The organism is [Pseudomonas] carboxydohydrogena (assembly GCF_029030725.1).
Taxonomy (GTDB): Bacteria; Pseudomonadota; Alphaproteobacteria; order Rhizobiales; family Xanthobacteraceae; genus Afipia; species Afipia carboxydohydrogena.
In genome coordinates this window covers 3,219,443-3,242,502 of the sequence record NZ_CP113162.1, presented here as the reverse complement: position 1 = coordinate 3,242,502, position 23,060 = coordinate 3,219,443, and the positions used below count along the sequence as shown (strand labels likewise).

Below are 23,060 nucleotides of genomic sequence, written 5' to 3'. Positions count from 1 at the left end.
GATCGCTCCTGCTTTCGGGGAAACCGGCCTTTGAGCTTCAAGGGTTTGGTTTTCGACTTGAAAATGGAGTTCATAGTGGGCAATCAGGCGCGGACTGTTTGCCGCCTGGATAATATATGCCTTCGCCTTCCCGGAAGATCACCGACGATCCCTACGGTTCGTTTCAGCTTATCAAGAGGCTGGTTGCGGAACAGGGCGCACTTTACTGGCGGCGTTATCTGATCGTGTTTTTTCTGATGGCTATCGGGGCCGCCGCCAGCGCCGGGTCTGCATATCTGTTCGGCAAAGTCATCAATCAGGCCTATGTCTATCGCAGCATCAACGGCATCATGATCGTGTCGATGATGATCGTCGGACTCTTTACCGCCAAAGGCGTGGCCACCTATTTTCAGGCTGTCATGTTGTCGCGGATCAGCAATGCCATCCTCGCCAACAACCAGCGCAGGCTCTTTGCGAAAATGATGCAGGAAAGCATCGGTTTTTACGCGCAATCGCATTCGTCCGACTATTTGAATCGTCTGTCCGCAGGCGCGGCCTCGATCACCCAGGTGCTGTCGCTGATTATGACCACCGTCGGCAAGGACTTCCTGACCCTGGTCGGCCTTGTTGCCGTGATGGTATCGCAGGATCCGTTATTGTCTTTGCTCAGTCTGGTCGTCGCGCCGCCGATGTTTCTGTTCGTGCGCAAGATCGTGCGCAGGGTGAAAAGCCTTGCCGCAAGCCAGTTCCTCAGCGCCGCGACGATTATGGAAGCCGTGCAGGAATCCTTGCAGGGGATACGCACGGTCAAGGCATTCACGCTCGAAGGCACGATGCAGGCGCGCGTCGATCGGAGCGTTGCTGAAGTCGAGGCCCATGCCAACAAGATGGCTGTCGTTTCCAATCGCTCCGCCCCCCTGATGGAAATGCTGGGCGGTATCGCCATCGCCGGTGCGTTGATGTATGGCGGCTATCGCGTCATCGGGACCAATGCGGCGCCTGGGCAGTTCGTATCGTTCATCACGGCGTTTCTGCTTGCCTATGAACCTGCGAAGCGTCTGGCGCGGGTCAATATCGATCTAAGCGGCATGCTGATCGGCGCGCGTATGCTGCTTGAAATCGTCGATAGTCCGGCTTCCGAGCCGGATGACAGCAACAAGCCGGCCTTGAAACTCACGCATGCGCAGGTCGAATTTCGCGACGTGACGTTTGCCTATCGTCCCGAGCAGCCCGTACTCAAGTCGATGAATTTCATCGGCCCCCCCGGCAAGGTGACGGCGCTGGTTGGCCCTTCCGGCGGCGGAAAGTCAACGATCCTGTCGCTTCTCCTGCGATTTTACGAGGTCGGGGAAGGAGCGGTGGTGATCGACGGCCAGCAGATCTCGGATTGCTCGCGTGTCTCGCTGCGCCGGCAGACGGCTTATGTCGGGCAGGATGTCTATCTCTTCCGTGGCTCCATCCGTGAGAATATCGCGTTCGGCAAACTTCATGCGACCGAGGAAGAGATCGTTGCGGCGGCCCGTGCCGCCTTTGCGCACGATTTCATCGTTGGTTTTCCTCAAGGCTACGACACCCCGGTTGGGGAACATGGCACTCAATTGTCCGGGGGGCAGCGCCAGCGGGTCGCGATCGCCCGAGCCCTGATCAAGGATGCTCCGATCATTCTGCTCGATGAAGCAACGGCGGCCCTCGATTCGGAATCGGAAAAGTTCGTGCAGGAGGCGATCGCGCGTTTATGCAGGGATCGCACGACAATCGTCATTGCGCACCGCCTTCACACGATCATGCATGCCGATCAGATTTTAGTGGTGGAGGATGGCGAGATCGTCGAATCCGGCGTTCATGGCGACCTTCTTCGTAAGGGCGGGCGCTATGCCGCCTTCTTCCGTCTCCAGCAGGATGAGGCCGCGAGGCCATCTCGTCATATTTGATATAATCTGTATGCGCGGCAGGGCGATCGCGGCCACATTTCGTCCCGGCCCTTGATAGTTTTGCGAGGGGCTTTCCAAAGCTTGGGCTCTCAGCTTATCCTGAGCGCCGCCGCTTATGGCTTTATCGATTTGGGTGGGACACGATGCTGAACGACGGCCACACGTTTGCTGGGGGATGGATCGGCGCCCGAATCGGTAAATTGGTCGGATCTCGGTCCGCCTTGTTGGTGGCGATGCTGGCCGTCTTGTTCGCGGCAATATCGTCGCCCAGCTACGCGGAAACAGGATCGGTTCGCTTCAAGTTCTTCAAGGCCGGGTGGTTCGTTGGCGCGCAGACGGGCAGCGGCATTCTGGAATTTCGCGACCAGATCTATCCGTTCCATGTCGGGGGAATCAGCGCGGGGCTGACGTTCGGCGGCTCCTCGACGGATTTCGTCGGCACCGCCCGCAACATGCGCCAGCCAACCGACATCGAAGGCGTCTACACGGCGCTCGGCGCGGGTGTGGCGGTGGTTCGGGGCGTGCGGGTTATTCAAATGCGCAACGCAAAGGGCGTCGTTCTGACCCTGGAGGGCAAGCAGCTCGGGTTGCAGTTCGACTTCGACCTGAGTGGAATGAACGTCTCCATCCAGAAACAATGACAGCGGCCTGTGGCCTTCAACGAAGAGTAAGCGCGACCGCCTGACGCACTATTCCGCCGCGTTCCCGAGAACTGGCGCCTTAACGGCCTGAGGCGGCTCGGGCACCTCACAACCCGTGGCGCAGCAGCGGCCGGGTTGCCTGGAGACACGGCGGCCTTCGTCGAGAACGCCGCGATCGAGCAGGCTCTCCACCAGTTCGACCTTTTCCATCACCGGATAATTGCGCCAGATTTCGCGCTTCATCGCTTCCGGCGAGCCGCCGCCGTGCAGCGAGATCACCGAGTACCAGCCCGCTTCGTGTGAAACCGTCAGGTCCTCGATGAAGCGCGCGACCTCGGCCCGCTGTTCGGCGGGAATATCGGGCCTGCCGCCCATGACGGCGGCGAGCGAAGCCTTGGTTTCCGGGTTGTGGTCTTCATCGGGCCCCGGCAGCGCGACGATCAGGCCGCCCGAGACATAATGGGCGACCCGGTGCATGTCATAAATCTTGGTGGCGAGCAGCAGTTTGCCGATGTTGGAGAACACCGCATCCGGCATCACCGATCCGGCGGGGTCCTTCGTGCAGTAAACCGACGAAGCGACGCCGCAGGCGTAGAAGCCTTCCGTGATGGTGATGAGTTCGACCATCGCTTCACGGATGTGGGCATGGCGCTCGACATCGAGCCCGTTGGCCTCGATCATCAGCGCTCCGGCGCCGATCAGGAGATCGCCGAACCCCGCGCGGGCGCCGATGCAGGAATGGCGGTGGTGCGTGGCATAGGACGTCGTGAGGAAGCCGCCTTCCTCGGTCTCGCCCGCAAGGAAGACGCGCTCGTGCGGCACGAAGACGTCGTCGAAGATCACGACGCCGACCGACTGGCCGTATTTGCCGGAAAATTTGGCGGAAGCTTCGCCGGGGCGGCCCGCGGGACGCGCGATGATGGTCACGCCGGGCGCATCGCAAGGAACGGCGCAGCACACCGCGCAATCCTTGTCCTCCGGCGCATGCGTGCGGCATGGCATCACGAGAAATTCGTGCATATAGGGCGCGCCGGTGACGATCGCCTTGGTGCCGCGGATGACGATGCCGTCCTTGCGCCGTTCCTTGATGTGCACATAGACGTCCGGGTTGACCTGCTGTCCCGGCCGTTTCGATCGGTCGCCCTTGGCGTCGGTCATCGCGATGCCAAGCGTGAGGTCCTTCTCCTGAGCCTCGTGAAGGTAGGCGAGGAAGCGCTCGCTGTAATCGGTGCCGTGGCGCGCATCCGTCAGAGCCGTGGATTGATACAGGCCGTTGAAGGCATCGTGCGCGAGATAGCGCTGGGCGCAGCCGGATGTCTTGCAGACGAGGCGCACGGCTTCGAGCTTGTACAGCAGGTCCTGCGACGTCTCGTCGATGTGGAGCATCCGGTTGACGATCTTTCCGGAGGTCGCCTGCCGCGCCGTCATGACCGGCGCGTGCTCCTCGCGCAGCGCGAAATCGTAGGTGACGCCCACGCCCGCGATGCCGGGCGCGAGCAGCGGTTCGTCGGCCACGCTTTCCACGGCCTGTCCGTTGATGAAGACCCGCGGCTTGTAGGCGCGAAGCGATTCCCGGTAGCCGTCCGCCGACATCAACATGGCGCCTCTCCCACTTGTCTCAGTTATTGAACAGTGTTAAAAAATCTAACGCTGTTAGAATTACTGTCAAGCTGGATTCGAGGGACCCACGTAGTGCAAAAGCGGCAGAGCCGGCGCGAGGCGGTCAGCGAACACAAGCGCGAACTCATTCTCGATGCGGCGAAGCAGATTTTCGCCGAGGAGGGGCTTGAGGGCGCGAGCCTCAGGGCGATCGCGGTCAGGGCCGGCTACACGCCTGCCGCGCTCTATTTTTACTTCGAATCCAAGGAAGATATCTATGCGGAGGTGCTGAAGGCCTCGCTTGCGTCGCTTGGTGCGGCGGTTCACGCGGCGGTCGCGCAGACGCGAACTGCCGCGCAGAGGCTGAAGGCGGCGGCGATGGGCTTCTTCCGGTTCTATACGGAGAATCCACGGGATCTCGATCTTGGCTTCTACCTGTTCCGGGGCGGCATGAAACCAGCCGGGCTCGGGCGCGCGCGCGACGAGACCCTGAACGCGACGCTCGAAGCCGCGCTGCGTCCCATCGCCGATGCGGCGCTCGAACTCGGCGCCTCGCGGCAGAAGGCCAATCTTCTCATGGTCGATTGCTTCGCGCACGCCACCGGGTTGCTTTTGCTGCTTCACACCGGGCGCATTCGCATGTTCGGCGCATCCGCCGCGGACCGGATGGAAGCGTACGTCAAGGACCGGATCACCCACCTCTCCGAAGGCTAGAACGATGCTCACGATTGATCCCAGGCGTTCACTTTTGCTCGTCGTCGATTTCCAGTCGCGCCTGATGCCCGCGATCGATGCAGGTGCGGTTGCGATCCGGAATGCGAACAGGCTGATCGAAATGGCGGGACTGGCCGGCATCCCCTTCATGTTCACCGAGCAGAACGCCAAGGGCCTCGGTCCGACCGTCAAGGAATTGCCCGTGGAGAAAGGCCCGTTGGTTCACAAGCAGTTCTTCGACGCGTGCCGGGAAAACGGTTTTCTCGACCGCATTCCCGCCGATGCGCATGTCGTCGTTGCCGGGTGCGAGGCGCATGTCTGCGTCCAGCAAACGGTGCTCGGCCTGTTGAACGCTTCCCGGAAGACTTATGTCGTGCGCGATGCGCTGGGCTCACGCAGCCCGGAAGACAAGGAAACCGCGATCCGGCGCATGGAACGTCATGGCGCGGAGATCGTCACGACGGAGATGGTCGTCTTCGAATGGCTTCAGACGGCCGAGCATCGCAATTTTCGGGATGCGATTGCGTTGATCAAGGAGAAATGACGGTCACGCCCGCAAAGCCGGTGACTTGACCTTGTTCTCTGCTGACAGAGAGGCCCTTGCCGGCTTTCGAGGAAGGAATCTGAGGGCAGTATGGCGGAGAGGGAGGGATTGCCCTGAATTCACCAAGAAACCAATAAAATCAGGCATTTATTGAAATCCCGACGCCTCCATGTGTACCAATATTGTGCCCTGAAGTCGATCGCTTTCGCCCGCTTTCCGTGAATTTTAAAGCCTTCGAGCGACGGCTCATTTAGCCGCCTGCATCCTTCAAACCAATTCCCTTAATCAATCCAAAGATCGCCGGAATGACTATGAGGGTCAGAAGGGTGGAAGAGATCATGCCTCCAATCATCGGCACAGCGATCCGCTGCATAATCTCTGATCCTGTACCTGAGCTCCACATGATCGGCAAAAGCCCTGCCATGATGGCGACCACCGTCATGATCTTGGGCCGGACACGCTCAACTGCGCCCTCCATGATCGCATCATGAAGATCGTCCCGTGATAGAGCACGACCTTCCATCTTGCACTTCGCTTGTATCTCGAGGAGCGCTTGATTGAGGTAGATCAGCATAACGACACCGGTTTCGGCGGCGACACCAGCAAGAGCGATGAAGCCGACGACCACTGCAACGGACAGATTAAAGCCGAGCCACCACATCAGCCAGAGCCCGCCTACCAGTGCGAATGGCAGCGACAGCATCACGATCATGGTTTCTGTGATGGAGCGGAAGTTAAGGTACAGAAGCAAGAAGATAATCATCAGCGTCACGGGCACGACGATCTTGAGGCGAGCCGCAGCGCGCTCGAGATATTCGTACTGGCCGCTCCACACCACATAATAGCCCGGTGGAAACTTGATGCTGGCCTGCACCGCCTGCTGGGCATCTGCAACGTAACCGCCGAGATCACGATCGCGAATATCGACATAGATGTATGTAGCCAACTGTCCGTTTTCGGTGCGAATCGAGGTCGGCCCCCTCGCCAGCTCGATCTTCGCAACCTCGCCAAGTGGCACCCCGCCACCGGCCGGCATCGGCACGAGGACATCATTCGCGATGGCTTGCGGATTGTCGCGCATATCCCGCGGATAGCGCATATTCACACTGAAGCGCTCTCTACCTTCCACTGTCGTCGTCACAGTTTGGCCGCCGAGTGCGGTCGCGATCACATCCTGGACGTCCTGCACCATGATGCCATAGCGCGCCAAGGCGGCGCGATCGGGCGTAATGTCGAGATAGTAACCGCCTATCGCGCGTTCCGCATAAGCCGAAGAGGTGCCGGGGACAGCCTTTAACACCTGCTCGATTTTCTTTGCGAGCTTGTCGATTTCGACGAGATCGGGTCCCATCACTTTGACGCCAACTGGCGTTCGGATGCCGGTCGACAGCATGTCGATGCGCGCTTTGATCGGCATGGTCCAGGCGTTCGAGACGCCCGGAAACTGCAGTGCCTTGTCCATCTCCGCAATCAGACTGTCGATCGTCACGCCGGGACGCCACTCCTCCTTTGGCTTCAGGTTGATGATGGTCTCGAACATTTCCGGCGGCGCGGGATCGGTCGCCGTCGAAGCGCGGCCAGCTTTGCCGTAAACGGACGCAACCTCTGGAAACGACCGGATGATCCTGTCTTGCATCTGCAGTAGCTCACCCGCTTTGGTGACGGAAATGCCTGGCAGTGTCGTCGGCATAAAGAGCAGTGTGCCTTCGTTGAGGTTTGGCATAAATTCAGTGCCGAGCTGCCGCGCGGGCCAGATCGTCACTGCCAGAACCGCCAATGACAGCACGATCACCAACCCTTTGGCGCGCATCACCGCTTTGATGACGGGGCGATAGATCCAGATCAGGAAGCGGTTGATCGGATTTTTGTGTTCCGGAACGATTTTGCCGCGCACGAAGATGATCATCAGCGCCGGGACCAGCGTCACCGACAACAAAGCTGCAGCAGCCATTGAAAATGTCTTGGTGAAGGCCAGCGGACTGAACATCCGCCCTTCCTGTGCCTCCAGCGTGAAGATCGGCATGAACGACACAGTGATAATCAGCAAGCTGAAGAACAGCGCGGGGCCGACCTCCGACGCCGCCGCGATCAGTATGTCGATTCTCGACTGCCCAGGTTGGGCCCGTTCCAGATGCTTATGCGCATTCTCGATCATGACAATGGCCGCATCGACCATGGCACCGATCGCAATCGCGATACCGCCGAGACTCATTATGTTTGAGCCGATCCCGAGCAGCTTCATCGCGCTGAACGCCATCAGCACTCCGACCGGCAGCATGAGGATCGCGACCAGTGCGCTGCGGACATGCAGCAGGAAGATGATGCAAACCAGCGCGACGATGGCACTTTCCTCGAGCAACGTATGCTTGAGGGTGGCTATGGCTGCATTGATCAGATTGGAGCGGTCATAAACTGGAACAATCTCGACCGATTTTGGCAGACTGCTGGCAATTTCCTTGAACCGCTTCTTGACGTTATCGATGACGTCGAGCGCGTTGGCACCAAAACGTTGCAACACGATGCCGCTTGTGACTTCTCCCTCACCATTGAGCTCGGTAATGCCGCGGCGCTCGTCGGGTCCGAGTTCGACGCGAGCAACATCGCGCAGCAAAACCGGCGTGCCATTGTTTGTCTTAAGCACAATATTGCCGAGGTCATTGATATTCTTCAGATACCCCTTGCCGCGGATGACGTATTCGAATTCTGAGAGCTCCACCGTCCTGCCACCGACATCGGCATTGCTGGCACGGATAGCGTCGCGCATCTTCTGCATGGTGATGCCAAGGTCACGCATGCGCTGCGGATCAAGAATGACGTTGTATTGCTTGACAAACCCGCCGACGCTGGCCACTTCCGCCACGCCTTGGGCCTTCGCCAGCGCAAATTTCAAATTCCAATCCTGGATGGTGCGCGTGTCCGCAAGATTCAACTCCTTCGACATCACAGCGTATTGATAGACCCAACCAACGCCGGTGGCATCTGGACCGATCGTCGGCGTTATCCCGGTGGGCAGTCGCGCGGCGGCGCTATTGAGAGATTCCAACACGCGCGATCGTGCCCAATAGATGTCGGTGCCGTCCTCGAAAATGACGTAGACGAAAGAGACGCCAAAGAATGAGAACCCACGCACGACTTTCGAGCGTGGCACGGTGAGCATCGCCGTCGTCAGCGGGTAAGTGACCTGATCCTCGATCACCTGAGGCGCTTGGCCGGGATACTCGGTGTAGACGATCACCTGCGTGTCGGAGAGGTCTGGGATCGCATCAAGCGGAAGATGAAGCAGTGCGTAGAAGCCAGCGGCGGCCGCAAATCCTGTACCAAACAAAACCAGCAACAGGTTACGGGCCGACCAACTGATAACACGGGCAATCATGGCTGCCCTCCCGCATCAGAAAAACCCTTGAGGGCGGCCTTCAAATTGCTTTCGGCGTCGATCAGGAAATTGGCAGAGACAACAACCCGCTCGCCCTTGCTGACACCCTCGCGGATTTCGATGTAACCATTGCCACGATGACCGAGCTTGACATCGCGCGGTTCAAATCGGCCTTGTCCTTTGTCGATAAGTACGGCCTGTCGGCTACCGGTATCAAGAACGGCATTTTCGGGAACGGCAAGCACGGGCTGCGGACTGCCGATATCGATATTCGCATCGACATACATATCGGGAAGGAGCGCATAGTCCGGGTTTGCCAATTCAACGCGGACCCGCGCCGTCCGTGTATCGCGATTAACCTGCGGATAGATGACGCTGATCGTTCCTTTGAATTGCCGTCCCGGAAAGCTGCGGGCTCGTACGATGACCGGCTGGCCCACCGCTATTGCGCCCAGATCGCGTTCGGCAACATCAATCATTGCCCACACGACCGAAACATCTGCCACCCGAAATAAAACGTCGCCGGGCTGCGCGCGCATGCCCTCGACAGCGTTACGCTCAAGCACAATGCCGTCGCGCGGAGCGGACCACTCAACGGCGATTGGAACGGTCCGGCTTTTTTCAATGGCGGTAATTGCAGCGTCCGGGACGTCAAGGTTCATTAACCGCTGGCGCGACCCTCGTCCGTAACGCTCATTCCCACTGGTCACTGGAGAATTGATTGTCGAAAGATATTCTGCCGCTGCTGATGCCACCGCTGGGCTGTAAATCTCCATGAGCGGCTCGCCCTTGGTGACTTTCGTACCTGTGGTGACGTTGGCGACCTTCTGAATCCAGCTTTCCGATCGCATCGAGATCACCGAAATCCGGCGCTCATCGAGTTGGATTGTGCCTGGCGCTCGAACGAGAGTTCGAATGACGCGAGGTATCGCGGGCTCTGATTGAACGCCGGTGCGCTGGATCTTCTCGGGCGAGAGCTTCACCGATCCATCGTCGGTATCTTCACCTTCGTACACAGGGATGTAATCCATCCCCATCGAGTCCTTCTTGGGCGTAGGCGATGTGTCAGGCAATCCCATCGGATTGCGGTAGTATTTGATCCGGCGGTCCGCCGCCGTCGTGGATGTGTGCTCGGCTGCTGGAGGTTTGTCGAAATTGACGTCGTCAGCCGAAGGAACGGCCACATAATCACGTCCGTCTGCCGTCTTCTTTGGCACCGACGAGTAGAACGGTTTGCCGTCAGGGTCCCTGTAATAGACCGCTGCGTCGTTGGGTTGGGCGGCGGCAGGGGCAATGATTGCAAGTCTCGTGAGTTTTGCCGGGCTGGAATTGACAATAAGACCGCCACCCACCGCCGCAAAAGCGGCGGCGGCAGCGACAACTACGCTGGCGGTCCTCATTTTTGAGCCGTGATGACGAGCTTGTTTTCAACCGTCCCTGTCTCGCCTTGCACCTTTGCACCAAGCGAGAGCTGCCAGCGACCCGCCATTCCGAAGGTTGCTTTGAACTTGTAGGTGCCAGCCTCGGCTCCGGGCACAGCCACGACTTTTGTAGCCATCTCCTGCATGCCCTCGGGAGCCATGTCGAGCCGGGTTGCGATGATCACAGCGTCGGGCACAGCTTTGCCCGTCGTCTTATTGACCAGCCTTACTGTGATGGTCTGATCCGGACCGGCATGAATGGTCTGTCCAACGAGCTGGAATTCATAGTTTTTGATGTCCGCCCGTGCTGCGGTGATTGAACCGGCCACGGCAAGTGTAACGAACGCCGCCCGAAGGACGCGCGGTGAATAGAGCTTCTTCATTTTAAAATTCCTCGAATGATCAAGATTGCCGCGAACGGCATGCGTCGATCCGCGTGAACAAGTCACGCGGCAGCACGGCGCGGAAAGCGCCGATCAGATCAAGCTTCGAGGAGGTTGGTGAGGAGGTGGATGAGCGAGGCTATCGGGCCAGGATTCATTCCGCAGCAGAGCAACCCGTACGGAAGTAGCTAAAAATGGCTGGAAAAACGAAGCAGATATGCCGCTAAAGCACTTCGCCGCACAGGCAGCCATGAAGACGCACTTGTCACAACCAGCCGGGGAGGGAGCCTTTGATGGACAGCACGGCATATCTTGAGACATGTCCGTTGCGGACATATCAATAGCCGCGTCATCCGTCACTGATGGTGCGGATGCGTGATCAGCCATCGCCGCCATTGAGGCGTCGGGCGGTGCCGCAGCCATAACGGGTCGGGAGAACGGAGCCATAGTAAGCCCCACGATCATAGCGATCGCGAGCAACCGATTTATGGTTCCCTGACGTTTCACGAGGGTAAAATCTCACAGGAGGCGTCCAATGAAAAGCCTCTAGGGCTGACGAAGCCGTGATATAGGGCGGCACCCTAGTAGTCTGGGACATGTGCGGAAGATGAATTAGTCCAGCTGTTTCGATTGGCACTCAAGACGGCAGCGGATTTTTTGAATACTCGCTCCATGCCTGCTGCAGGATTTGAATAGCGGAGGTCAGGAAAATTCCTGCCATGACGGCAGCGACGATCAGATCGGGCCAGGGTGTCGTCGTTCCCCAGACGCCCAACGCGGCGAACACCACAGCCACGTTGCCGATGGCGTCATTACGGGAGCAGAGCCATACCGACCGCACATTTGCATCACCATCTTTGTAAGGCATCAGGAGGCCAACCGATGCAAGGTTGGCGGCAAGAGCCATAAAGCCGATGATGCCCATTACTTCGGCACTCGGCACACCGAGCACGAATGTTCGGTAAATTGTCGAGCCGATCACCCAAGCGCCCATTACGCTCAGAGAAAGCCCCTTGAACAGGGCGGCTGTCGCTCGTGTACGCAACGATGTGCCGATGACGGCGAGGCTTAGCCCATACGTGATGGTATCGCCAAGGAAATCGAGGGCATCTGCCTGCAATGCTTGCGATCCAGCAAGCTGACCAGCAATCATCTCGGCCAAGAACATTGCGCCGTTGAGGCCGATAACGATCCAGAGAATCTGCTTATAGCGTGGATCCATGCCGTCAAAGGTCGGCACTCCCCCAGAACAGCAGCAATCTTGCGCCCCAAGCACGTCAGCTGTTGTCGGTGGCAATAACGGAGGTGGCGTGCAGCAGGTCTTCGTTTCGTGATTGCGGCAATTGTCTGCCATGCAGGGTCTCCCTTTCGCGAAGCACCGTAATCTCTATAGTGACTAGAGGTTCAAGGGGTTTATGGCGATGGATATTTCAATCGGGGAACTGGCGCGGCGCACTGGGGTCAAGGTTCCGACGATTCGTTACTACGAGCAGATCGAATTGATGCCCCTCCCGCCACGCACCGGAGGTCAGCAGCGCCGATACAACACGGAACATGTTACGCGGCTAAAGTTTATCCGGCACGCTCGCGATCTGGGATTCGAGGTTGATGCGATCCGCGAACTTTTGGCATTGAGCGCGAAGCCAAACGAGTCTTGCACGCAGATTGATGAAATAGCGCGGCGTCACATCGCCGAGATAGAGCAACGCATCATGGATCTCGTCACGCTTCGCGCTGAGTTGCAGCGTATGGTTGATGAATGCGGGTGCGGGCACGTGAGTGAATGTCGGGTGATCGAGAGTCTGTCCTTTAGCGCCCACTAGCATAGCGGACATCTTGGCTCCGATAGTATTCAAACGATATCTTGCACGGGGGGAGGACATTCCTTGCTTACATGTTGGTTCGTGTCGTCTTCCACGTGCTGAGACATGCCTGAAAGCATGAGCAAAGCCATCAATGCGGCGATACTCAGCAATGAAGATATAATCAAAACCTTGCCGCCAAAAAGGTCGATGAGAAGTCCAAATCCCAACGGGGCGAGCGCCTGACAAATGCGGGATGGTGCACCTAGGATACCCAGACGATAGCCATAATTTTCGGGGCCGAAAATCGCGAGGGGAAGGGTGCCTCGGGCAATTGTTAGGATTCCGTTCCCGGCACCATGCAACAATGCAAACAGAGCTGCCCCGCTACCACCGAGCAGTCCGATAAGGCAGGCTCCGATGGGATGGCTGATGCAAGCTAATCTGGTCGAGATCAAGGGATGGTACTTTTTGAGCAAGCCAGCTTCTGCAATTCGGGCTGCAACCTGAGCAGGCCCAATCATTGCTCCTGCGAATACGGCCTGGGCGGGTGTCGCGCCGAGAGATTCGACGATCCGAGGTAGATGGGCAGCCATCGCCGCCGTCACGGTCCAGGCTGCAGCAAAAGCGAAGGCCAATAGCACCATCGTTCGATCGATGATGATATGCGGAGTTATCCCGTTTGTGTGTTCATGCTTTGAGCATTCGGTCTTAGGTAGCAGCAGATTGAGCGGCAAGCCGATCACGATATGCGCCGCAGCCCATGCAAAGCAGGTTTGCCGCCAACCAAAATGTTCAAGGCCTAAGGAGCTTAAAGGCCACCCGATCGTGCTTGCAAAACCGGCGAGCAGCGTAATACCCGTGATCGCCCTTCGTGCGTCGTCGCCGTAGGTGCGTCCGAGAGCTGCGAATGCGGCATCGTAGAGGCCAAGTCCCATGCCGACACCGAGCAGCAGCCAAGCCCCCAGCATCATCCAGATCGATGTGGAAACTCCCAGCAGGGCTAATCCTGCTGCCAAGATTACGTTGGATGCGCATAAAACGCGGCGGCCTCCAACGAGATCAATTTGGCGCCCGATGTGAGGTCCGAGCAATCCTGAGATAACAAGCGACGCCGAGAACGCTGCGAAGAACCAATTGCTGGAAATCCCAAGATCGTTGGCAATCGGATCGGCCAGTATTGCCGGTAGATAGTAGCTCGATGCCCAGGCCAACGTCTGCGTCGTCCCAAGCACGAGAATGACCGGAAGCTGGCGATCCTTCGTCACCATGGCCTTAAGCGCAGCCGCATCCGGATTTGCCTGCTTCTTTGGCTATTGCATCGTCGCTGCAACAAGCATCCGCACCAACCGGCGCCGGGCCACCGCAGCACCCGGCAGCCGAACCGCTCTCTACACCGCCCCGTGTGCAAACGCCGGTTTCCGGCAATTCCAATTCAACGCGGGCGGCAGCCTCCTTGTCCCCGGCGATGTCGGCGGCAATCGACCGCACCTGTTCGTAGCCGGTGATCATCAAAAACGTCGGGGCGCGACCGTAGGATTTCATGCCAGCCAGATAGAGCCCTGGCTCGGGCTGGGCCAACTCCCGCGCGCCGTGAGGACGTACCGTGCCACAACTGTGCTCGTTCGGATCTATCAAAGGGGCCAATGCCACCGGCGCGTCGATTGCTGGATCCAAGCCAAGTCGCAGTTCGCTAAGAAATGAGAGATCGGGGCGGAAGCCAGTCGCGACAATCAATTCGTCGGCAACGACATGGCGCCCGCAACAGGCTGATCCCGCGCCAATACGAAGCCGTTCGTTGGCAGCCGTAATGTGGCTCACACTAAAGCCCGGCTCAACGCGGACTTTGCCTGCTGCAACAATCGCCGCAAAGGCAGATCCTAGTTCCCCCCGCGCGGCAAGTTTATCGTTCGCGCCGCCGCCAAAAGCCTTCGATGGATTCGAGCCTCGCAACAGCCAAAGAATCTCAGTGCCGGGCGCATCATCCTGAAGATGGGCCAGTTCCATCAACGTGCCGATGGCAGAATGACCGGCTCCCAGCACGGCTACCGTCTTGCCTGCATAGCGTGACCGGTGAGTGCCGCGAATATCTGGCATTGCATAGGCTATGCGATTAGCCAGGCCGGACTCTCCGATAGCGGGAAGGCCATTTGCACCGGCAGGATTGGGCGTCGACCACGTTCCCGAGGTGTCGATAATGGCATCGGCGCGTAATGTTTCGGGGCCCTTGCCATTCTGATATCGAATTTCAAACGGCGCACTCTCTCGGCCCTTTGTTTTTGCCTTATCGTAACCGAGACGACTGATGGCCACGACGCGGCTCGCCGTGCGGATGATGTCCTTTAAAACGGTACGGGTTGCCAGAGGTTGGAGGTATTGCTCAAGTAGCTCTTGGCCCGTCGGATAGACATGCGGGGCAGGTGAATTCCATCCCGTTGAAGACAACAAGCGTCCTGCGGCCTTATCGACGTTGTATTCCCAGGGCGAGAACAGCTGGACGTGCTTCCATTGTCGAACGGCGTGGCCAACTGCTGGTCCCGCTTCAAGAACCGTAGGATTGAGACCGCGCTCTAAAAGGTGAGAAGCCGCGGCAAGGCCTACAGGACCCGCTCCGATAACGACGACATTCTTGCTCACGAAAATCTCCTATACTTCGAGAAATATCGAATAATTCGCTAAGGCAAAACTACGCTGCCGATTTTGTATCCGCGCAACCTTCCTCGACGCAGCATTCCGCAACAAGGAAGTCCACCAAACCTTGCATGGTGTCATATTCTGCATGGCAGAATAGGGTCTTCCCTGCGCGCCTTTGCGTAACCAATCCCACCATCATGAGCTCTTTGAGGTGATACGACATTGTAGATGCCGCTACCTTAAGCTTCTCACTCAGCTTCCCGGCCGGCATGCCGGCATGGCCCGCACGAATGAGGGCTCGGTAGATCTTCAACCGGGTTGTGTTGCCCAAAGCCTCAAGCCGGGCAGCTGCATCATCGATCTTCATGGGTGGCATCATGACACACGAGAGGGCAGTGTCAACAACAGTTCTATAATAATTGAAATGTCGTGAATTGAGCTTTCAGAGTCAGTTGACAAGGGTACAATATATCCATATATCTGGATTTATGGATAATGAACTCGCCATCCTCGCGATGGCCGCGCTTGCGCAAAATACGCGTCTCGCGGCCTTCAAAATTTTGGTGAAGCAGGAACCAGATGGTCTGCCTGCGGGTGACCTCGCCAGGATTCTGGAAGTGCCTCAGAATACGCTTTCGGCGCATCTTTCTGTTCTTGCGCGGGCTGACCTGGTGACATCCGAGCGCCGCAGCCGAACGATCGTCTATCGCGCCAATCTTCAGACATTTCAGTCCATCGCTCTGTTTCTGCTGCAGGACTGCTGCGGCGGCAGGCCGGATATCTGTGCGCCAGTTCTCAGCAGCCTCAAAGCTTGCGACACCACAAAGTCAAAAAAGGAAAAGTCCCGCGCCTGATCGTCGGGACGCCGTTCAATTTAACCCGGTGCAATGATGAATACTTTCGAACGCTATCTGACACTCTGGGTCGCACTCTGCATTGTCGCGGGCGTGGCTCTAGGCCATGTGATGCCGGGCTTCTTCGCGACCGTTGCATCTGCCGAAATTGCTAACGTCAATCTTCCTGTAGCAGTGCTGATCTGGCTTATGATCGTGCCGATGCTGCTCAAGATCGATTTCGGAGCGCTGGGAAGCGTTCGTGAACATTGGCGCGGCGTCGGTGTGACACTGTTCGTCAATTGGGCAGTGAAGCCCTTCTCGATGGCTCTGCTCGGCAGCTTTTTCATCGGGCACGTCTTTGCTCCGATGCTGCCCTCAGCGCAAATCCCGTCCTACATTGCCGGACTTATTCTGCTGGCGGCAGCACCGTGCACTGCGATGGTCTTTGTATGGTCGAATCTCTGCGAAGGCGAGCCTCACTACACACTCAGTCAGGTCGCGCTCAACGACGTCCTTATGGTGTTCTTGTTTGCGCCGCTCGTTGGCCTGTTGCTCGGTGTTGCTTCCATAACAGTGCCATGGGCCACCTTATTGTTGTCCGTGGTGCTTTACATCGTCGTCCCCGTCGTGGTTGCCCAGCTTTGGCGAGGCTCCATGATCCGGGCGGGCAATGGACTCTTTGAGCGGACTTTGGCGCGGCTTCAGCCGGTCTCGCTCATCGCTCTTCTGGCAACCTTGGTGCTGCTGTTCGGCTTTCAAGGTGAACAAATCCTGCGGCAGCCTATCGTGATCGCGATTCTCGCAGTGCCGATCTTGATCCAGGTCTATCTCAATGCAGGCATCGCGTATTGGCTAAGCCGTCGCTTCGGTGTGGCCTGGTGTGTAGCCGCCCCTGCGGCTCTGATTGGTGCTAGTAATTTCTTCGAGCTCGCAGTTGCTGCCGCCATCAGCCTATTCGGCTTGAATTCCGGCGCGGCACTGGCGACCGTTGTTGGCGTACTGGTTGAGGTGCCTGTGATGCTTTCGGTCGTGCGGATCGTAAAGGCCACGCGAGGATGGTACGAGGCGGGAGTATCCCGCGAGTCCGCTGAAATTCGGTCATGACCGTGACAATCTACCATAACCCTGCCTGTGGGACGTCGCGCAATACGCTTGCGATGATCAAACAGAGTGGCGAAGAACCGGTCGTGATCGAATATTTAAAGACCCCGCCACCACGTGAGCGACTGAAAGAACTGATTGCCGCATTGGGGATGCCCGTCCGAGGTCTGCTGAGAGAAAAAGGTACTCCTTACAAGGAGCTCGGGCTAGATGATCCAAAATGGTCTGATGACGAATTGCTGGACTTCATGTTGGCTCATCCGATTCTTATCAACCGGCCGATTGTTATAACTTCCAAGGGTACGAAGCTTTGCCGTCCTTCGGAAACGGTCCTCGCCTTGCTCGATCATCCTGTTCGCAGGTTCGTGAAAGAGGACGGCGAGATTATCGAATGACCTTCACTGCTTGCTCAGTAGACCCAATTGGTCTTGCTAAATAAGATGCCGCTCAAGCGTCATGATTCACCGGTGATCTAAATTCGGCATTTTCCTGAAAGATAAAACTTGGTATTAAAAGGTGCCCCACGGGTTTGCCGTAAGCAGCCACGTGAAGCGACCGGCACGACGGGAAACGGGTTTTAAGCAAACGCGCTCATAGCGCCAGCTTTCCTGTGCCCAATGCTCAACATTCTTTGTGCTATCCCCTTTTTCATCGGCGAGTCCATGTTGGAAATCCCAGCTGCTAAGCGGTTGGCGAACGCCTTCATTAATCAAGCGCGCGAGGTTCGCGCGTGAGCATTGAAACATCGACAACCAACCAGCCGAATAAAGCTGCAGCGTTTGGATTTGGCGCGCTCATCGGTGCGCTGGGTGGCCTTATAGGCCTTGGCGGCGCTGAATTTCGCCTGCCTATTTTAATTGGCTGGTTCAATTTTGCGCCGCTTGCCGCCATTATTCTCAATAAAGCCATGAGCCTAGTCGTTGTTGCCTCGGCTCTCCCTTCGCGTGCGGCTACGATTCCGTTGTCGGCAATAGCCGACAACTGGCTTGTCGTCGTGAACTTGCTCGCGGGAAGTTTGATTGGAGCGTGGTTTGGGGCGGGATGGGCTATTCAGCTTAAATCCCAGACACTGTATCGCATCATCGCGGGCTTGCTGGTCCTTATCGCTCTGATCCTTCTTCTTGGTCATAACGTAACCGGAGGGGCTGCATTGCTTCACGGTCCACTGCAAGTTGTGGCTGGGATCGTGGCAGGTTTTTTTATTGGCGTCGTTGCGGCCTTGATGGGTGTAGCTGGCGGTGAGCTGCTCATTCCGACGCTCGTCTTATTATTTGGCGCTGACATCAAGCTTGCAGGGAGCCTGTCGCTGGCCGTCAGCCTGCCGACAATGCTCGTCGGATTCGCGCGCTATAGCCAGGATCGTAGTTTCAGCATTCTTGGCGCAAATCTAGGGTTCGTCGCTTTTATGGCATTAGGGTCTATCGCAGGCAGCTTTATCGGTGGCCGTTTACTTGGCTTGATACCTAGTCATGTGTTGCTTCCGCTTCTTGCCGTTATTTTGCTTCTGTCTGCAGTGAAGGTCTGGAAGCATCGCTGAAGCGACGAGTTCCTTCGCTCACTCGGACAAAATCTGGAGCGGTCCCATCGGGATTGTGCGCTGCAACTTTCAAGGGTGAGCTTTATAACGATTTTAAATGCCGCTAGACTTGTCCATATGTCTGGAGAGGTCGAATGGCGTCCAGGGCTGAGTTATCGCGTCGTGCGGTCTTAGGGAGTGGAGTGGCGCTGCTGCTTTCGAAGCACGCTCATGCCTCATCCGAACCGGCATCGGAAAGGGCGATCCATTTCGGCCTTACACCCGTTTTTTTGACGTCGGACCTGGAGCTTCTTGGTCGGCTGCAATCCTATCTTCAACTTACAACCGGCCTTCCGGTAAATCTGGTCGAGCGGCGCACCTATCAAGAAATCACGGCTATGCTGATTTCTGGTCAGTTGGATGCTGCGTGGATTTGCGGTTATCCCTACGTTGCGCATCACCGTGAACTACAGCTCGTTGCTGTGGCGCTCTGGCATCAGAAGCCACTGTATCAATCCTATCTCATCGTCGACAAAGCGCGAGACGCTCAAACGCTGGCAGATCTGCGGGGAGATATTCACGCTTTCTCAGATCCGGATTCGAATTCCGGCTTTCTTGTTACCCGGGCCCAACTCGCGGCGATGGATGTAAGGCCGGAGAACTTCTTCCGCAGATCTATCTTCACCTATGGGCATCGCAATGTCATTCGTGCGGTCGCGTCCGGTCTTGCTCAGTCAGGGTCGGTGGATGGCTACGTCTACGATGTGGTTGCAAACCTCGAACCTGCGCTCGTGTCAGGTACGCGCGTTCTTTCAGCGTCTGAATGGCTGGGCTTTCCCCCTATTGCCGCACGGAAGAACCCACCGGACAGCCAGAAATTTTCGCTACTAAAAGCCGCTCTTCTCGATATCCATAAAACCGAAGAAGGGCGGGCGGTTCTGGCCATGCTCCAGCTCGATGGCTTCGCTAGCGAGCAGCCAAGCCTTTACGAAACCATCGCGGCGAAAGCGGCCTTGGTTGCAGCAGCGGGATAATATCGATGACCCGCCTCGGGAAATGGCCCGTTACAGTTAAAGTCCCGCTTGCCGTTGCGGCCCTGATGATTACGGTCGGTGTGATCGTTTCGGAGCAGGTTCTGCGTCGTCTCGAAGAAACACAGACTCGTTTCCTGTCCGACCTTTCACAAAGTTATCTGGACGGTCTATCGTCCTCAATTACGCCTGCGCTTTTGCGCGAAGATAATTGGGAAGTTTACGACGCTATCGACAGAGCCAAAACGATAAACCGCGGCCTGCGCGCTACCGAGACGATCGTCACCAATGCAGATAGATACGTGATCGCTGCGTCAGATCCTCGCATCCATCCCATCGGCTCACAAATCACCGCAACCTTGCCCGCTAGCAAATTCAGCTTCGAGGCAGGCGCGAACACCGCGAGCGCGATGCGTGTGCTTTCGTATCCAGGTCGAACGGCCGGGATCATTTTTGCAACATTCGACACACGCCATCTTGCCGCTGAACGGCGGGATGTTCTGTGGGCCTTAACGATCAGCAATGGCGTCCTTACGCTCACGCTTGCGTTGGCAGGTTGGTTTTTAGTGATGCGGATGATGTCACCGGTCAGGGTGCTCACGGATCATCTTGGCGCAGCTCAGGACGGCCATGCTGATTTTATACCGTCCTCAGACTTGTCAAAGACGTCCGGCGAATTCCGTCGTCTCTTCAGGTCCTACAACGCGTTGGTCCGGTCGATGCGAGATCGTGAAGAGCTTGCGATACGGTTGGCTGAAGAAAAACGTCTTGGCAGTCTGGGACGTTTGGCTTCGTCGCTGGCTCACGAGATCAACAATCCGCTCGGCGGCCTTTTCAATGCTCTTTCCACACTCAAGAGCCACGGCGCTATTGAACATGTCCGGGAGCGTTCGTTGGCTCTGCTTGAGCGTGGCCTAAATGGCATCAAAGATACCGTGAGGACAACGCTGACGGTCTACCGCTCCGACAATCAATCAAGGCCGCTGGAGCCGAGTGACATCGATGATCTTAAACTTCTCGTCGCGCCGGAAGCGAAGCGCCGGTCCATACGGATCGAGATGATCAACGGTCTTGTCGAGAAGATGCCTGTTCCGGCGACGCCGATCAGACAGGCGATTTTGAATTTACTCCTTAACGCGATAGCTGCCTCACCTGATGGCGCGACCATCACGCTCACGACAAGCAGCGATGAGCAGCTCGAAATAGTCGTAAAGGACTGCGGCCCAGGTTTGCCAGACTGGGCCGCTGAGGTTCTCACAGCAACTAACCTCACTCCGCCCCGGTCCGAAGGGGGACTCGGTCTTTGGACAACGAGTAGGCTTGTCGTTCAACTGGGCGGGCGCATTAGCATCCGGCCGGCGGAGCCAGGCACGGAAATTCTCATTCATATCCCTCTTACAAGACCGGAGTTGGCCAGTGCCGCGTGAACAACGATTAGTTGGACTGGTAGAGGACGATCCAGTCATGGGTGAAAGCCTGATCCAACGGCTGACGCTGGATGGCATCGGTGTCAAATGGTGGCAGGACGGCGAAACCGCGGTCAAAGAAATCGAAAGCAGTCGCTTCGACGCCATAGTCTGCGATATTCGGCTTCCTGACATGAACGGTGAGCAATTTTTCACTGAAGCGACCCGAAGCGGCAATGCGGCTCCCTTCATGTTCATTACGGGGCAGGGAGATATCGACCAAGCCGTCAGGCTGATGCGTGCTGGAGCACGGGATTATGTGACGAAGCCATTCGATATGGACCGGTTTCTGACACGCCTCGCCGAGATTTTTAGACCTCAGCAATCTTCGATTGTCTCCGAGGCGCTTGGATATTCCCAGCCTGCTAAAGATCTTGCTCACTTAATCGAACGGCTAGCTCCTCTACCATCCACTGTCCTGCTCACGGGAGAAACAGGTAGCGGTAAAGAGGTTGCTGCTCGTTTCCTGCATGCAACGTCGCCGCGTAGTGAGCAGCCATTCATTGCGGTCAATTGTGCTGCCATTCCTTCTGAATTGATGGAAAGCGAACTTTTTGGCCATGAAAAAGGAGCTTTCACCGGAGCAGCGCAGCGGCACGTTGGATATGCCGAACGAAGCGGCGCCGGAATCTTATTCTTGGATGAGATCGGCGATATGCGGCTTGAGCTTCAGGCGAAGCTGCTGCGACTACTTGAGGAACGAAAATTCAACCGGGTAGGGGGCGAGGCCGCTCTGCCTTTCAGTGGCCGATTGATTGCGGCTACCAACCAGAACTTGTTCGAGCTTGTTCAAAAGGGGCGCTTTCGTGAGGATCTCTATTACCGAATCAATGTGGTCACGATCGATGTCCCTTCCCTTCGCGCGCGCCGCGATGACATTCCTTGGCTGATGAACAAATTCCTGAATGAGTTCTCGGCAACGGCAAGCCGCGACATCAGACGATTTAGCGCGCTCGCGGAACAATCCGCCTTACATTACCCATGGCCTGGAAACGTTCGTGAACTCAGAAATAGGGTCGAGCGCGCCGTTGCGCTTGGTCTGGATGAATGGATTATGCCCGGCGATTTGTTTCCTGCGACGGAACGAAGCGCCTCACGCGAGAATCTGGAATCCCTGGAAGACGTCAGGCAAGACGCAGAGCGGCGTCACATTCTTCGCGTCCTTCAAACCGCGAACGGTGAAATCGGGACGGCATCGAAGATTCTGGGGATTGGTCGAACCACTCTTTGGGAAAAAATGCGGCGGCTTGGCTTAAGTACCGATGACCCGGGCATGACTCAATGACCGATTGATGTGACCGGAGCCTCCTTAAGGCGCCGTGAGACGTAGACGAATTACGATTGGAGGCTGCTCCAGCAAGCAGCACACTATCGTTCGCATTCCTGAACCAACGGCACTGCAACATGTTCGGAAGCCCGAACATGTGCTGGCTACCTGCGACCGTTGCGCACCCGAAAGTTCAAGTGTTTCAACGCCAAGGTTGATTGGCGCGATCCCTGCAAGGTGCTCCCCGTCCGATGGGACAAAACAAGCAATGATCTGGGGAGATCATCATGAAAAGTTGCGACAAGTTGGTCGATGCTGGCCGCCGTCATTTTCTGAGCAGTGCGGGCGCAATGACCGCGGCCGCCGCCGCCGTTTCAGTTTTATCGACTGAAGCAAAAGCTGACCAAGCACCCTCGACATTAATTCGTTACCCAAAAAGCAGACTCGGCAATGTCGCCGATCTGAAAGTGAATGAGCCGCTTGCCGTCAACTACCCGGATGATGATGCGCCAGGTGTCTTGATCAAGCTCGGGCAACGAGTTGTGGGTGGTGTTGGTGCCGACGGCGATATCGTTGGATTTACGACAGTCTGCCCGCATAAGGGCTTCCCGCTGAATTATGTCGCCTCCGACAAGACGATGAACTGCCCCGGCCATTACTCGCGGTTCGATTGCGAGAAAGGTGGTCAGCAAATTTGGGGGCAGGCGACGCAGAACCTCCCGCAATACACGCTTCGTATCGACGAGAAGGGCGACATCTACGCCGAGGGCGTAGATGAACTGCTCTACGGCCGTCTCTCGAACGTTTTGTGAGGAGAAAGAA

General features: G+C 57.1%; 21 protein-coding genes. 13 read left to right on the top strand and 8 right to left on the bottom strand.

Annotation, left to right across the window (positions count from 1 at the left end; all coding sequences use genetic code 11):
* Window positions 1-116 precede the first annotated feature (116 nt).
* Both AFIC_RS15680 and AFIC_RS15675 read left to right on the top strand, forming a co-directional pair.
* Entirely contained in the window at window positions 117-1,910 is a 1,794-nt protein-coding gene (locus AFIC_RS15680) for an ABC transporter ATP-binding protein (protein WP_275247134.1), read from the top strand.
* Between the two features lie 143 nt (window positions 1,911-2,053).
* Entirely contained in the window at window positions 2,054-2,551 is a 498-nt protein-coding gene (locus AFIC_RS15675) for a lipid-binding SYLF domain-containing protein (protein ID WP_275247133.1), read from the top strand.
* A 48-nt stretch (window positions 2,552-2,599) separates the two neighbouring features.
* On the opposite strand, the gene AFIC_RS15670 is transcribed toward AFIC_RS15675, so the two are convergent.
* On the bottom strand, window positions 2,600-4,150 hold the full coding sequence (locus tag AFIC_RS15670; RefSeq protein ID WP_275247132.1) for a 4-hydroxyphenylacetate 3-hydroxylase family protein: 1,551 nt from the start codon (window positions 4,148-4,150) through the stop codon (window positions 2,600-2,602).
* 93 nt (window positions 4,151-4,243) lie between these two features.
* On the opposite strand from AFIC_RS15670, the gene AFIC_RS15665 reads away from it, so the two are divergent.
* Both AFIC_RS15665 and AFIC_RS15660 read left to right on the top strand, forming a co-directional pair.
* Window positions 4,244-4,864, top strand: a complete 621-nt coding sequence (locus AFIC_RS15665) for a TetR/AcrR family transcriptional regulator (protein WP_275247131.1) — start codon at window positions 4,244-4,246, stop codon at window positions 4,862-4,864.
* A 4-nt stretch (window positions 4,865-4,868) separates the two neighbouring features.
* Complete coding sequence (locus tag AFIC_RS15660) at window positions 4,869-5,408, top strand: isochorismatase family protein (RefSeq protein ID WP_275247130.1); 540 nt, start codon at window positions 4,869-4,871, stop codon at window positions 5,406-5,408.
* 250 nt (window positions 5,409-5,658) lie between these two features.
* Here AFIC_RS15660 and AFIC_RS15655 read toward each other — a convergent pair whose 3' ends face one another.
* From AFIC_RS15655 to AFIC_RS15640, 4 genes are all read right to left on the bottom strand, one after another.
* Window positions 5,659-8,781, bottom strand: a complete 3,123-nt coding sequence (locus AFIC_RS15655) for an efflux RND transporter permease subunit (protein WP_275247129.1) — start codon at window positions 8,779-8,781, stop codon at window positions 5,659-5,661.
* Complete coding sequence (locus AFIC_RS15650; RefSeq protein ID WP_275247128.1) at window positions 8,778-10,181, bottom strand: efflux RND transporter periplasmic adaptor subunit; 1,404 nt, start codon at window positions 10,179-10,181, stop codon at window positions 8,778-8,780. Before AFIC_RS15650 ends, AFIC_RS15655 begins: the two co-directional genes overlap by 4 nt.
* Window positions 10,178-10,585, bottom strand: coding sequence for a FixH family protein (locus AFIC_RS15645; protein WP_275247127.1), 408 nt, complete (start codon window positions 10,583-10,585; stop codon window positions 10,178-10,180). Before AFIC_RS15645 ends, AFIC_RS15650 begins: the two co-directional genes overlap by 4 nt.
* 637 nt (window positions 10,586-11,222) lie before the next feature.
* Window positions 11,223-11,939, bottom strand: coding sequence for a cation efflux transmembrane domain-containing protein (locus tag AFIC_RS15640; protein WP_275247126.1), 717 nt, complete (start codon window positions 11,937-11,939; stop codon window positions 11,223-11,225).
* 61 nt (window positions 11,940-12,000) lie between these two features.
* On the opposite strand from AFIC_RS15640, the gene AFIC_RS15635 reads away from it, so the two are divergent.
* Window positions 12,001-12,408, top strand: a complete 408-nt coding sequence (locus tag AFIC_RS15635) for a MerR family transcriptional regulator (protein ID WP_425583827.1) — start codon at window positions 12,001-12,003, stop codon at window positions 12,406-12,408.
* Window positions 12,409-12,437: 29 nt separating this feature from the next.
* On the opposite strand, the gene AFIC_RS15630 is transcribed toward AFIC_RS15635, so the two are convergent.
* Genes AFIC_RS15630 through AFIC_RS15620 form a run of 3 tightly spaced genes read right to left on the bottom strand, consistent with a single transcriptional unit; the run spans window position 12,438 to window position 15,388 of the window.
* The gene (locus AFIC_RS15630) at window positions 12,438-13,658 is read right to left on the bottom strand and encodes an MFS transporter (protein ID WP_275247124.1); all 1,221 of its coding nucleotides are present in this window, start codon (window positions 13,656-13,658) and stop codon (window positions 12,438-12,440) included.
* 4 nt (window positions 13,659-13,662) lie between these two features.
* Window positions 13,663-15,024 carry an FAD-dependent oxidoreductase gene (locus tag AFIC_RS15625; RefSeq protein WP_420833349.1) on the bottom strand — a complete coding sequence of 454 codons (1,362 nt, stop codon included), beginning with the start codon at window positions 15,022-15,024 and terminating at the stop codon, window positions 13,663-13,665.
* Window positions 15,025-15,073: 49 nt separating this feature from the next.
* On the bottom strand, window positions 15,074-15,388 hold the full coding sequence (locus tag AFIC_RS15620; protein WP_275247123.1) for an ArsR/SmtB family transcription factor: 315 nt from the start codon (window positions 15,386-15,388) through the stop codon (window positions 15,074-15,076).
* Window positions 15,389-15,509: 121 nt separating this feature from the next.
* Between AFIC_RS15620 and AFIC_RS15615 the strand changes: the two genes are divergently transcribed.
* The 8 genes from AFIC_RS15615 (at window position 15,510) to AFIC_RS15580 (ending at window position 23,050) form a co-directional block, all read left to right on the top strand.
* Window positions 15,510-15,875, top strand: coding sequence for an ArsR/SmtB family transcription factor (locus AFIC_RS15615; protein ID WP_275247122.1), 366 nt, complete (start codon window positions 15,510-15,512; stop codon window positions 15,873-15,875).
* A gap of 36 nt (window positions 15,876-15,911) precedes the next feature.
* Entirely contained in the window at window positions 15,912-16,961 is a 1,050-nt protein-coding gene (arsB, locus tag AFIC_RS15610; RefSeq protein ID WP_275248760.1) for an ACR3 family arsenite efflux transporter, read from the top strand.
* Complete coding sequence (gene arsC / locus AFIC_RS15605) at window positions 16,958-17,353, top strand: arsenate reductase (glutaredoxin) (RefSeq protein WP_275247121.1); 396 nt, start codon at window positions 16,958-16,960, stop codon at window positions 17,351-17,353. Before arsB ends, arsC begins: the two co-directional genes overlap by 4 nt.
* A 341-nt stretch (window positions 17,354-17,694) precedes the next feature.
* Window positions 17,695-18,495, top strand: a complete 801-nt coding sequence (locus AFIC_RS15600; protein WP_420833404.1) for a sulfite exporter TauE/SafE family protein — start codon at window positions 17,695-17,697, stop codon at window positions 18,493-18,495.
* 182 nt (window positions 18,496-18,677) lie between these two features.
* Window positions 18,678-19,508 carry a substrate-binding domain-containing protein gene (locus AFIC_RS15595; RefSeq protein WP_338063142.1) on the top strand — a complete coding sequence of 277 codons (831 nt, stop codon included), beginning with the start codon at window positions 18,678-18,680 and terminating at the stop codon, window positions 19,506-19,508.
* Window positions 19,509-19,513: 5 nt separating this feature from the next.
* Entirely contained in the window at window positions 19,514-20,932 is a 1,419-nt protein-coding gene (locus tag AFIC_RS15590; RefSeq protein ID WP_275247118.1) for a sensor histidine kinase, read from the top strand.
* 37 nt (window positions 20,933-20,969) lie between these two features.
* On the top strand, window positions 20,970-22,256 hold the full coding sequence (locus AFIC_RS15585; RefSeq protein WP_420833348.1) for a sigma-54-dependent transcriptional regulator: 1,287 nt from the start codon (window positions 20,970-20,972) through the stop codon (window positions 22,254-22,256).
* A 269-nt stretch (window positions 22,257-22,525) separates the two neighbouring features.
* Window positions 22,526-23,050, top strand: coding sequence for an arsenate reductase (azurin) small subunit (locus AFIC_RS15580; protein ID WP_275247116.1), 525 nt, complete (start codon window positions 22,526-22,528; stop codon window positions 23,048-23,050).
* The last annotated feature ends 10 nt before the right edge of the window (window positions 23,051-23,060 follow it).